Origin of the sequence: Streptomyces sp. NPDC053079 (assembly GCF_044546695.1) — a bacterium.
GTDB lineage: Bacteria > Actinomycetota > Actinomycetes > Streptomycetales > Streptomycetaceae > Streptomyces.
In genome coordinates this window covers 429,441-441,398 of record NZ_JBITZJ010000007.1, presented here as the reverse complement: position 1 = coordinate 441,398, position 11,958 = coordinate 429,441, and the positions used below count along the sequence as shown (strand labels likewise).

General features: G+C 71.7%; 9 protein-coding genes. 6 read left to right on the top strand and 3 right to left on the bottom strand.

What is annotated here, in order from left to right; genetic code table 11:
• Positions 1-7 precede the first annotated feature (7 nt).
• Genes nuoL through nuoN form a run of 3 tightly spaced genes read left to right on the top strand, consistent with a single transcriptional unit; the run spans position 8 to position 5,177 of the window.
• Positions 8-1,900 (top strand): NADH-quinone oxidoreductase subunit L, encoded by a 1,893-nt coding sequence (gene nuoL / locus ACIGXW_RS27320; RefSeq protein WP_399575381.1) that lies wholly within the window; start codon positions 8-10, stop codon positions 1,898-1,900.
• 2 nt (positions 1,901-1,902) lie between these two features.
• Positions 1,903-3,525 carry an NADH-quinone oxidoreductase subunit M gene (locus tag ACIGXW_RS27315; RefSeq protein WP_399575380.1) on the top strand — a complete coding sequence of 541 codons (1,623 nt, stop codon included), beginning with the start codon at positions 1,903-1,905 and terminating at the stop codon, positions 3,523-3,525.
• Positions 3,522-5,177, top strand: coding sequence for an NADH-quinone oxidoreductase subunit NuoN (nuoN, locus tag ACIGXW_RS27310; protein WP_071964079.1), 1,656 nt, complete (start codon positions 3,522-3,524; stop codon positions 5,175-5,177). The genes ACIGXW_RS27315 and nuoN overlap by 4 nt, the downstream gene beginning before the upstream one ends.
• 91 nt (positions 5,178-5,268) lie before the next feature.
• On the opposite strand, the gene ACIGXW_RS27305 is transcribed toward nuoN, so the two are convergent.
• From ACIGXW_RS27305 to fahA, 3 genes are all read right to left on the bottom strand, one after another.
• The gene (locus ACIGXW_RS27305; RefSeq protein ID WP_399575379.1) at positions 5,269-5,790 is read right to left on the bottom strand and encodes a hypothetical protein; all 522 of its coding nucleotides are present in this window, start codon (positions 5,788-5,790) and stop codon (positions 5,269-5,271) included.
• A 63-nt stretch (positions 5,791-5,853) separates the two neighbouring features.
• A complete protein-coding gene (locus ACIGXW_RS27300) occupies positions 5,854-6,573 on the bottom strand; it encodes a GPP34 family phosphoprotein (protein ID WP_399575378.1) in 720 nt (239 codons plus the stop codon).
• A 5-nt stretch (positions 6,574-6,578) separates the two neighbouring features.
• Positions 6,579-7,760 (bottom strand): fumarylacetoacetase, encoded by a 1,182-nt coding sequence (fahA, locus tag ACIGXW_RS27295; RefSeq protein ID WP_399575377.1) that lies wholly within the window; start codon positions 7,758-7,760, stop codon positions 6,579-6,581.
• A 229-nt stretch (positions 7,761-7,989) separates the two neighbouring features.
• Here fahA and ACIGXW_RS27290 point away from each other — a divergent pair, with 229 nt between their 5' ends.
• The 3 genes from ACIGXW_RS27290 (at position 7,990) to ACIGXW_RS27280 (ending at position 11,745) form a co-directional block, all read left to right on the top strand.
• Positions 7,990-9,258: an ATP-grasp domain-containing protein gene (locus tag ACIGXW_RS27290; RefSeq protein ID WP_399575434.1), complete on the top strand. Its 1,269-nt coding sequence runs from the start codon at positions 7,990-7,992 to the stop codon at positions 9,256-9,258.
• A gap of 57 nt (positions 9,259-9,315) precedes the next feature.
• Positions 9,316-10,521 (top strand): NAD(P)-binding domain-containing protein, encoded by a 1,206-nt coding sequence (locus tag ACIGXW_RS27285; protein ID WP_399575376.1) that lies wholly within the window; start codon positions 9,316-9,318, stop codon positions 10,519-10,521.
• 213 nt (positions 10,522-10,734) lie between these two features.
• Entirely contained in the window at positions 10,735-11,745 is a 1,011-nt protein-coding gene (locus tag ACIGXW_RS27280) for a polyprenyl synthetase family protein (RefSeq protein WP_399575375.1), read from the top strand.
• Positions 11,746-11,958: the final 213 nt, after the last annotated feature.

Genomic DNA, 11,958 nt, shown 5'->3' with positions numbered 1-11,958 from the left:
ACTGACGGTGGAGAACCTCATCGGATTGCTCGTCCTGGTGCCCCTGCTGGGCGCGGGCCTGCTGCTCTGCGGCCGCCGGCTCGACAGCAGCGCCCCCTGGATCGGCACGCTGCTCGCCGCCCTGTCCTTCGTCATCGGCGCGGTGCTCTTCGCCGGCATGCTGGGCCGCGACGCCGAGGACCGCGAGCTGGGCGCGACCGTCTTCAGCTGGGTGCCCGTCGGCGGCTTCCGCGCCGACGTGGGCTTCCAGCTCGACCAGCTGTCGATGACCTTCGTGCTGCTGATCACGGGCGTCGGCTCGCTGATCCACCTGTACTCGATCGGCTACATGGCGCACGACGAGCGCCGCCGGCGCTTCTTCGGCTACCTCAACCTCTTCCTCGCCGCGATGCTGCTCCTGGTCGTCGCCGACAACTACCTCCTGCTGTACGTGGGCTGGGAGGGCGTCGGCCTCGCCTCGTACCTGCTGATCGGCTTCTGGCAGCACAAGCCGAGCGCGGCGACGGCCGCCAAGAAGGCCTTCCTCGTCAACCGCGTCGGCGACGTCGGCCTGTCCATCGCGATCATGCTGATGTTCACGACCTTCGGGACCTTCGCCTTCGGGCCCGTGCTCGAGAGCGCGGACCGGGCCGGCGAGGGGAAGCTGACCGCCATCGGGCTCATGCTCCTGCTTGCCGCCTGCGGCAAGTCGGCCCAGGTGCCGCTGCAGAGCTGGCTCGGGGACGCGATGGAGGGCCCGACGCCGGTCTCCGCGCTCATCCACGCGGCGACGATGGTGACCGCCGGCGTGTATCTGATCACCCGGTCCGGGGCGATCTTCGACGGGGCGCCGGACGCCCAGACCGCGGTCGTCACGGTGGGCGCGGTCACGCTGCTCTTCGGTGCGATCGTCGGTTGCGCGAAGGACGACATCAAGAAGGCCCTGGCGGGCTCGACGATGTCCCAGATCGGCTACATGATCCTCGCCGCCGGGCTGGGGCCGGTCGGCTACGCCTTCGCGATCATGCACCTGGTCACCCACGGCTTCTTCAAGGCCGGGCTCTTCCTCGGCGCCGGCTCGGTGATGCACGGCATGAACGACGAGGTCGACATGCGGCGTTACGGCGGCCTGCGCTCCTACATGCCCATCACCTTCGTGACCTTCGGCCTCGGCTACCTCGCGATCATCGGCTTCCCGGGCCTGTCCGGCTTCTTCTCCAAGGACAAGATCATCGAGGCGGCCTTCGCCAAGGGCGGCACCGAGGGCTGGATCCTGGGCGGGGCGGCCCTGCTGGGCGCCGCCATCACCGCGTACTACATGACGCGGGTGATGCTCCTGACGTTCTTCGGCGAGAAGCGCTGGCAGCCGGACGAGCGGGGCGAGCTGCCCCACCCGCACGAGTCGCCGCGCACGATGACCGTCCCGATGATCGTGCTCGCCTTCGGATCGGTCTTCGCCGGCGGCCTGTTCAGCGTCAACGACGCCTTCCTGAACTGGCTCGAGCCCGTCACCGGGCACGCCGAGGGTCACTCGCCGGTCACCGCCGTGCAGGTCACCGCGGCCACCATGGTCGTCCTCTTCGTAGGCGTCGCGCTCGCCTGGGCGCAGTACGGCCGCGGGCCGGTGCCGGTCACCGCGCCGCGCGGCAACGCACTCGTGCGTGCCGCCCGACGTGACCTGCTGCAGGACGACTTCAACCACGTCGTGCTGGTCCGCGGCGGCGAGCACCTCACTCGGAGCCTGGTCTACGTCGACCACACGCTGGTCGATGGCGTCGTCAACGGCACCGCCGCCTCCGTCGGCGGGCTCTCAGGCCGGATGCGCAGGCTGCAGAACGGCTTCGCGCGCAGTTACGCGGTCTCGATGTTCGGCGGTGCGGCGCTGCTCATCGCCGCGACCCTGCTGATGAGGGCGGTCTAGTCATGTCATTTCCCCTGCTGACGGCCACGGCGGCGGTGCCCGCCCTCGGGGCGGTCGCCACCGCCGCCGTACCGGCCGCGCGCCGCACGGCCGCCAAGTGGCTGGCCCTGGCCTTCTCGCTCGCCACCCTGGCGCTCGCGGCGGCCCAGCTCGTGCGCTTCGACCCCGGCGCGAAGGGCCCGTTCCAGCTCACCGAGTCGCACGCCTGGATCGAGGACTTCGGGGTGCGGTACGACCTGGGCGTGGACGGCATCGCGGTGGTGCTCATCGCACTGACCGCGCTGCTGGTGCCGTTCGTCATCCTGGCGGGCTGGCACGACGCCGACCCCCTGGAGGACACCTCGACGCGCTGGCGGCCCACCCAGGGCTTCTTCGCGCTGATCCTCATGGTCGAGGCGATGGTGGTGATCGCCTTCGAGGCCACCGACGTCTTCCTCTTCTACATCTTCTTCGAAGCCATGCTCATCCCGATGTACTTCCTCATCGGCGGCTTCGGCGACCGGGCGGGGGAGCGCGGCGAGGCGGAGAGCGCGGCCCAGCGCAGCTACGCCGCCGTGAAGTTCCTGCTCTACAACCTCGTCGGCGGACTGATCATGCTGGCCGCCGTCATCGGGCTCTACGCCGTCACCGCTCACCAGCTGGGCACCGGCACCTTCTCCCTCACGGAGATCGTCCAGGCCCGCGCCGACGGCAAGCTGGAGTTCGCGACCACCACCGAACGCGCCCTGTTCCTCGGCTTCTTCTTCGCCTTCGCCGTCAAGGCGCCGCTGTGGCCGCTGCACACCTGGCTGCCCAACGCCATGGGCGAGGCCACCGCCCCCGTCGCGGTGCTGATCACCGCGGTGGTCGACAAGGTCGGCACGTTCGCCATGCTCCGCTTCTGCCTCCAGCTGTTCCCGGAGGCGTCGAAGTGGGCGACTCCGGTGATCCTGGTGCTGTCGCTGATCAGCATCCTCTACGGGGCGCTGCTCGCGGTCGGCCAGCGCGACATCAAGCGCCTGATCGCCTACGCCTCGATCTCCCACTTCGGCTTCATCGTCCTGGGCATCTTCGCGATGACCACCCAGGGCCAGGCCGGCGCCACGCTCTACATGGTCAACCACGGGATCTCCACGGCCGCGCTGATGCTGGTCGCGGGCTTCCTGATCTCCCGGCGCGGCTCCCGGCTCATCGCCGACTACGGCGGCGTCCAGAGCGTGGCACCCGTCCTGGCGGGCACCTTCCTCGTCGGCGGTCTGGCCACGCTGTCGCTGCCCGGGCTCGCGCCCTTCGTCTCCGAATTCCTCGTCCTGGTCGGCACGTTCAGCCGCTATCCGGTCGTCGGCGTCATCGCGAGCGTCGGCATCGTGCTGGCCGCGCTCTACGTCCTGGTGCTCTACCAGCGCACCATGACCGGCCCGGTGAAGGAGGCGGTGCGCACGATGCCCGACCTGCGGGTGCGCGAGCTCGCGGTCGTCGCACCGCTGATCGCGCTGCTGCTCTTCCTCGGCGTCTATCCCAAGCCGGTGACCCGGATCCTCGACCCCGCCGTCGAGCACACGCTGTCGCAGGTGGAGAAGAGCGACCCCGAGCCCGCCAGCCCAGTGAATGACCGTCGTGTGAACGATGTGGAGGCCGCGAAGTGAGCCACGCAGCATCTGTCCACAGCCTGTGGACACTGGCGGCGGCCGAGGCGCCGAAGAAAATCCCCGGCCCGCACATCGAGTACGCCCAGCTCTCGCCGACACTGATCGTGCTCGGCGCCGCCGTCCTGGGCATCCTCGCCGAGGCCTTCCTGCCGCGCCGGGCCCGCTACCACGCCCAGCTCCTGCTGACCGTCGTCGGCCTGGCCGCCGCCTTCTCCGCCGTCGTCGCGCTGGCGGCGAGCGGCTACGCCTCGGACAAGGCGCACATCGCCGCCATGGGGGCGGTCGCCGTCGACGGCCCCGCGCTGTTCCTCCAGGGCACCGTGCTCCTGGTCGGCGTGGTCGCGGTGTTCACCTTCGCCGAGCGCCGGCTCGACCCGGCGGCGCACGGCCGGCCGGTGGACTCCTTCGCCGCCCAGGCAGCCGCCGTGCCCGGCGGCGAAGCCGAGCGCAAGGCCGTCCGGGCGGGCCTCGCGACCACCGAGGTCTTTCCGCTCACGCTCTTCGCGATCGGCGGCATGCTCGTCTTCCCCGCCGCCAACGACCTGCTGACGCTCTTCGTCGCGCTGGAGGTCTTCTCCCTCCCGCTGTACGTGCTGTGCGCCCTGGCCCGCCGCCAGCGGCTGCTCTCGCAGGAGTCGGCGGTCAAGTACTTCCTCCTGGGCGCCTTCTCCTCCGCCTTCCTTCTCTTCGGGGTGGCGCTGCTGTACGGCTACGCCGGCACGGTCACCTACTCCGGCATCGCGGACGTCGTCAGCGGCGCCACCCGCACCCTCGACCCCGCGCTGGCCGGCACGATGGGCAACGACGCCCTGTTGCTGATCGGCGGCGCCCTGGTGCTGATGGGACTGCTGTTCAAGGTGGGGGCGGTACCGTTCCACATGTGGACGCCCGATGTCTATCAGGGCGCCCCCACGCCGGTCACCGGCTTCATGGCGGCCGCGACGAAGGTCGCCGCCTTCGGCGCCCTGCTGCGGCTGCTGTACGTCGTCCTGCCGGGGCTGCGCTGGGACTGGCGGCCCGTGATGTGGGGCGTCGCGATCGTCACGATGCTGGTCGGCGCGATCGTGGCCGTCACCCAGACCGATGTGAAGCGGCTGCTGGCCTACTCCTCCATCGCCCACGCCGGCTTCATCCTCGCCGGCGTCATCGCCACCACCCCCGACGGCATCTCCTCGGTGCTCTTCTACCTGGCCGCGTACTCCTTCGTCACCCTCGGCGCCTTCGCGGTGGTGACGCTGGTGCGCGACGCCGGCGGCGAGGCGACCCACCTGGCCAAGTGGGCGGGGCTCGGGCGCCGTTCGCCGCTGGTGGCGGCGGTGTTCGCGGTCTTCCTGCTGGCCTTCGCGGGCATCCCGCTCACCAGCGGCTTCGCCGGCAAGTTCGCCGTCTTCAAGGCGGCCGCGCAGGGCGGGGCGGCGCCGCTGGTCATCGTCGGCGTGCTGTCGTCGGCGATCGCCGCGTTCTTCTACATCCGGGTGATCGTGCTGATGTTCTTCAGCGAGCCGAAGGCCGACGGCCCGACCGTCGCCGTGCCGAGCCCGCTGACGTCCACGGCCATCGCCGTGGGCGTCGCGGTCACGGTCGTCCTCGGTGTGGCGCCTCAGTACTTCCTCGAGCTGGCGGGCCAGGCGGGGACGTTCGTGAGGTAGCCGCCGGACACCGCTCATCCCGACGCCCGGTGTCCCAGTGGAGGGGCGCCGGGCGGCGGCATGTCTGCGGGTGCCGGTGATGCCGGTGAGTTCAGCCGGCAGGCTTCACGGGGACGACGGGCTTGCCGTCGCCGCCCACAGCCTTGGACATCTTGTCCTCCTTGCCGGAGGCCCAGGCCACCGTGAAGGACTTGCCGTCGAAGTTCTTGATGGTGCCCTTGGAGTAGTCGGTGCTGCCGTCCTGGCAGTGCTTGATGGTGATCGTCGCCGGCTGGGAGTTGTCGACGAGCGTGCCCGAGCAGGCGGTCTTGCCGCTGAGCATCACCGTGTTCTGGGCGAACGACAGGATGACCATGCTCTTGTCGGTCAGCTTGCCGCCGTTCGACCAGCCGCCCGCGAGCTCGGCGGCCGTGACGGGCTTGCCCTCCGGCTTGTCCGCCGGCTTGTCCGCCGGCTTGTCCTTCGGGGCCTCGCCGCCGGGCGTCTGCTGCCCGGCGTCCGCGCTGGGCTTGGCGTCCGTCTTCTTGTCACCGTCGTCGCTGCTCTTGCTGCAACCGGTCATCAGCACAGCGGCGATGAGCGCCGCCCCCGTGATCTGTACTGCCTTGCGCACGTGCGCTCTCTCCTTCGTCGTGTCCGGCCCCGGTTGGAACTGGACACGACAAGCTAGCAGCGGTCAGTCGCCGCCGCCTCCCCCACAGCCGCCCCCACCGCCGCAGCCGCCGCCACCGCCACAGCTGTCTCCGCCGCCTCCGTCACCGCCGCTGCCGCCGTCGGACGAGCCGGAGCCCGCCACGACGTTGCGGTGCACGGCGTAGGAGATCCAGCCGTCGCGCATGAGACGGCGCATGGCCTTGCGGTCCCGGCGCGCGCCCCAACCCGGGTAGAGCACCCTGGCGATGCCGGTCGCGGACAGCAGCGAGGCCAGCGCCCGGCTGCGCGGATCGGGGAAGCCCGCGCGCAGGGCCGCGTCGAAGGAGGCGCGCGCCGGGGTGGTGAGGTCGACCGTGCCCACCGGGTAGCGCGACCGCCGGACGATGCCGGCGAACCGCCGCTCCACCCGCAGGGCCCCCCGCTGCAGCAGCCCCATCACCCAGGCCTCTTCCTGGCCCTTGGCGTTGGTCCGTATCCACTTGTAGGTCTTCGGGCCGCGCCCGCCGGGCGAGCGCAGCCTCCACAGCGGCACGGAGAGCAGGGCACTGGCCGGCGAGGCCGCCCCGGCGACCGCCACCGGTCGCCCGTCCTCCTGCCGTATGCAGCCGTGCAGTTCCAGCTCCGCCAGTACGGCCCCGGCCAGGCCGTACTGAAGGTCCCGGGACGCGCACAGCTTCTTTCCGTCCACCGGGTCGTGCGCGAGCAGCAGCAGTTCCTCCGGCAGCGTGAGTCCCCCGTTCACGCGCCCTATCCCGCCGTGCGCGCCGGCACGATGCGGCCGGAGACCTCGCCGAGCCCGATGCGGGCGCCGTCCGGGCCGGGGGCCCACGCGGTGAGCGTGACCTCGTCGCCGTCCGCCAGCCAGGGGCCCTTGCCCTGGGTCAGCTCGAGCAGGCAGCCCAGCTGGTCGGGCTCGGGGCCGCTGACCGTGCCCGAGGCGTAGAGGTCGCCCGTGCGCAGCGAGGCCCCGTTGACCGTCATGTGGGCGAGCTGCTGGGCGGCCGTCCAGTACATGGCGGCGAACGGCGGCCGGGAGACGGTCTCGCCGTTGATGCTCACCTCGATGCGCAGGTCGATGCCGCCGGGCTCGGCGGCGGAGTCGTCGAGGTAGGGCAGCAGCGGGTGGGTGCGCTCCGGCGGCGCCGTGCGCGCCTCGTCGAAGGCGTCCAGCGGGGTGACCCACGCCGAGACGGACGTCGCGAAGGACTTGCCGAGGAACGGGCCGAGCGGCACGTACTCCCAGGCCTGCAGGTCGCGGGCCGACCAGTCGTTGAGGAGGCAGACGCCGAAGACGTGCTCGCGGAAGGCGTCGAGCGGCACCGGCGTGTGGTCCGGCGCGGGGGTGCCGACGACGAAGGCGACCTCGGCCTCGATGTCCAGCCGGAGGGAGGGACCGAAGGAGGGGGCATCGTCGGCGGGGGCCTTGCGCTGGCCCTGGGGGCGCACGACGTCCGTGCCGGAGACCACGACCGTGCCGGCGCGGCCGTGGTAGCCGATCGGCAGGTGCTTCCAGTTCGGGGTCAGCGCCTCGCCGTTCGGGCGGAAGATGCGGCCGACGTTGGTGGCGTGGTGCTCGCTCGCGTAGAAGTCGACGTAGTCGGCGACCTCGAACGGCAGGCGCAGCGTCACGTCCGCGAGCGGGTGGAAGTGCGCCTCGCCGGTGATCCAGCCGCGGATCTCCGTCCGTACCGCCTGCCACACCTGCCGCCCCGCCGCCATCAGCGGGTTGAGGGTCGGCGCGGCCAGCAGCGGGGCGTAAGCGGAACCGTGCGCGGCGGCCGCGGCGGCCGCGTCGAGGACGTGCGCGCCGTAGCGGACTCCGATGCGCGGGCGGTCGGGCGCGTCCGCGGTGGTGAAGACGCCGTACGGGAGAGTGTGTGCGCCGAAGGGGTCGCCTTCGGGCAGCTCACGGGGGTGGTGCTGGGGCATGGGACGCTGCCTCGCCTTCTCCTGGACGCTCCTTGCGAACCTGTGGGCCGATCCACACATTACGTGGTGACCGCTTATGGGCAAGAGCTGTCCGACAGGTGTCCGACCGGAGGCCAAAGGGAAGGCAATGTCCGGTAACTCCTTGCTGGACGCGGCGATTCCGAAGTAGCGTCCTAAGTCGGGTCACACACAGTGGGGGGCCGCTGAGGCTGGGTGGCCGAGGGGGGTGCTGGTGGCGAGCAGGAGCGCGCCCGTAGCGGCGGACCGGTCCGTACCCGGGCTGATTGTGAAGATCGGCGACTATCCCCTGCACCACGGCGGGGTGGGCGCGATCCGGAGCCTGGGCCGGCTGGGTGTCCCGATGTACGCCGTCACCGAGGACAGATGGACTCCCGCCGCCCTCTCCCGCTATCTGCGCTCCGGCTTCGTCTGGCCGACCACCGGCACCGAGCGTCCGGAGGAGCTGGTGGCGGGTCTGCTGCGGATCGGACGCAGGATCGGCCGGCCGGCGGTGCTGATCCCCACCGACGAGGAAGCGGCCGTGCTGATCGCCGAGCACGCCGAGGCCCTGGCGGGCTCCTTCCTCTTCCCGCCCGTCGAGCGGGCGCTGCCGCGCCGCCTGGCGAGCAAGCAGGGGCTGCACGAGCTGTGCGCGGAGCACGGGGTGCCCTCCCCCTCCGCGCTGTTCCCGGCCTCGTACGAGGAGATCGAGAAGTACGCCTCGGTCGCCTCCTTCCCGCTGGTGGCCAAGAACCGCGAGGCCTTCGAGCGGCGCTCGCACCCCGCCGTGCACGGCACGACCCGCATCGGCGGCCCGCGCGAGCTGCTGGAGCTGGCGCGCGGCTGGGGGCCCTCGCCGGGGGTGATCCTGCAGGAGTACCTGCCCCGTGAGGAGGCCGAGGACTGGATCGTCCACGCCTACTTCGACGCCGAGAGCACCCCGCTGGCGATGTTCACGGGCGTGAAGGTGCGCTCCTGGCCGCCCCACGCGGGCATGACCGCCAACGCCTACGTCGTGGACAATCCGGAACTGGCCGCCATGGCCGCGCAGTTCATCAAGCAGATCGGCTTCTGCGGAATCATCGACCTGGACTGGCGGTTCGACCGGCGCGACGGCCGGTACAAGCTGCTGGACTTCAACCCCCGGATGGGAGCCCAGTTCCGGCTCTTCGAGAACGAGGCCGGCATCGACGTCGTACGGGCCCAGCACCTGGACCTGACCGGTCGGCCCGTCCCGGAGGCCGAGCAGCTCACGGGCCGCCGCTTCATCGTGGAGAACATCGACCTGCCCGCCTTCGCCGCCTACCGTCGCAGCGGCTACACCACCCCCCACGCCCCCGCCCGGGCGAGCGGCACGGAGCTGGCGTGGGTGGCCCGTGACGACATGAAGCCGTTCTTCACCATGCTCGCCCGGTTCGTGCGGCCGGGCGCGCGGCATCTGTGGCAGTTGTGGCGCTCCAGGCGCCGCTCCGCCGCCGTCGCCGAGCAAGCCGACTGAAAACCGCGTATCGACGTCGCCCGGCCCGCCGCCGGGTCACGCCCTGGGAGGGGACCCGTGACACTTCCCGTAGCCGTCATCGGGGCCGGTCCGTACGGCCTCTCGACCGCAGCTCATCTGAAGGCGCGCTCCGTGCCGACGCGCGTCTTCGGCTCGCCGATGGTGAGCTGGCGGGAGCACATGCCCGCCGGGATGCTGCTCAAATCCACCCCCGTCGCCTCGAACATCGACGCCCCGCAGCCGGGCCACACCCTCTTCGACTTCTGCCAGGACATGGGGGAGCGGCGGTACGAATCGGACTGGGACGCCATTCCGGTCGAGACGTTCGCGAGCTACGGCCTGTGGTTCCAGCAGCGCCTGGTGCCCGCCCTGGAGCGGGAGCGCGTGGTGTCGGTGGAGCGGCGCACCTCGGGCTCGGGCTTCGAGCTGAAGCTGGACTCGGGGGAGCAGTTCGCCGCGCGGGCCGTGGTGGTGGCCACGGGCCTGAGCGGGTTCGCGCAACTGCCGCCCGAGCTGGCCGCGGCCGTGCCGGACGGGCCCTCGGCGAGCGGCCCCCTCTCGCACAGCTCGCAACACCGCGACCTGTCGGTCTTCGCCGGCCGGGACGTGGTGGTCGTCGGCGCCGGGCAGTCCGCGCTGGAGACGGCGGTGCTGCTGGCCGAGGCGGGCGCGGGCTCGGTGCGGGTTCTCGCGCGGCGGCGCGGTGCGGTGCGGTTCGGGGCGGCCCCGGACGGGCAGTCGCCGCTGAAGCCGGACACCCCGTTCGGGCGGGCCTGGTCGCTGTACGCGTTCTCGTATCACGCGGACGGTTTCCGCCACCTTCCGGCGCCCACCCGGGCCTTCCTGGTGCGCCGGGTGCTGGGGCCGCTGGGGGCGTGGTGGCTGCGGGATCGGTTCGTGGGCCGGGTCCAGGTGACCGAGGGCAAGCAGATCGTGCGGGCGCGGGTGGAGGCCGGGCGCCCGGTGCTGACCCTGGCCGGCGACGTGGACGGCCCGGAGAACGAGCTGCGCGCCGACCACGTCATCGCGGCGACCGGCTACCGCGTGGACGTGGCGGCCCTGGACTTCCTCGGGCCCGGGCTGCGCACCCGGCTCGCGGTGAGCGCGGGCGGCCCCCGGCTCGGCGCCGGCTACCACTCCTCGGTGCCGGGGCTGTTCTTCACCGGCCTGCCGGCGGCGGCCAGCTTCGGCCCGGTGATGCGGTTCGTGTGCGGCACCGAGTACGCCTCGCCCCGTCTGGCCAGGGCGGTGGCGGCGATGTGACCGAAGGCTCCGCCTCAAGGGCCGGACGGGCTGGAAATCCAGCCCGTCCGGCCCTTGAGGACACGGGGGTACCCAGCACGGGGACGGTCGGCGGAGAGCGATCGAATAGGCAGGCGGCCACGGTGATCGACAGCCGACCGGATACGCTGACTTTTGGCAAGACAGCGACACATCGACAATCCCCGTGTTCGCAGGCAGACAGGAGTACCCCTCGTGACCGTCGTCGGGCCTTTTGGGCTGAGCGTGCGGGACCAGGCTCTTGAAGCCGATGTCCAGGCCGGGTTGGCCGCTGTCGAGGAGGGACTCCTCGAGGCGACGAAGAGCGGCGTCCCCTTCATCACCGAGGCCGCCCAGCACCTCGTGCAGGCCGGCGGCAAGCGGTTCCGCCCGCTGCTGGTGATGCTGGCCGCCCAGTTCGGCGACCCGTACGCCCCGGGCGTGGTGCCCTCGGCCGTGGTCGTCGAGCTCACCCACCTGGCGACGCTCTACCACGACGACGTCATGGACGAGGCCGAGGTGCGGCGCGGCGTGGACAGCGCCAACGCCCGCTGGGGCAACTCCGTGGCGGTCCTCACGGGCGACTTCCTCTTCTCCCGCGCCTCGCGGATACTCGCCGACCTGGGCCCGGAGGCCGTCCGTATCCAGGCCGAGGCGTTCGAGCGCCTGGTGACCGGCCAGATCCTGGAGACGGCGGGGCCGCGCGACGGGCGCGACCCGATCGAGCACTACCTCGACGTCATCGCCGGCAAGACCGGCTCGCTCATCGCCGTCGCCGGGCGGTACGGCGCGATGATGTCCGGCGCCGACGAGCGCATCGTCGAGATCCTCACCCACTACGGTGAGCGGCTCGGCGTGGCCTTCCAGCTCGCCGACGACGTGCTGGACATCGCCAGCGACTCCCACGAGTCCGGCAAGACCCCCGGCACGGACCTGCGCGAGGGCATCCCGACCCTGCCGGTGCTGCACCTGCGCGCCAGAGCCGCGGCCACGGGCGCGCCGGAGGACCTGGAGCTGTGCGAGCTGCTCGACGGCGACCTCGCCGACGACGACCTGCTCGCCGAGGTGCTGCGCCGGCTGCGCGCCCACCCCGCCCTGGAGCAGGCCCGGCGCGACACCGTCCGCTATGCCCAGGAGGCGCGCGCGACGCTGGCGCCGCTGCCCGACTGCTCCGCGAAGACGGCGCTCGAGCAGCTCTGCGACGCGGTGGTGCACCGGGCCGGCTGAGCCCGGCCGCTCCGTCTTCCGGCGGTGGTGCCCTTAGGGGGCGTCATACCGGAGACGTACGGTGACTTGATCCCGTCGGCTGACGACTGCGCGTGGCCGTTTTGGTGGAATGGAAAGCGTCTTCTCCGGGGGAAACCCCGGACTCCCGCGCCACCATTGAGCGGTCGGGCCACAATGAGCCTGGGTGTGGGCGAGTGCACGACGCTACAGACC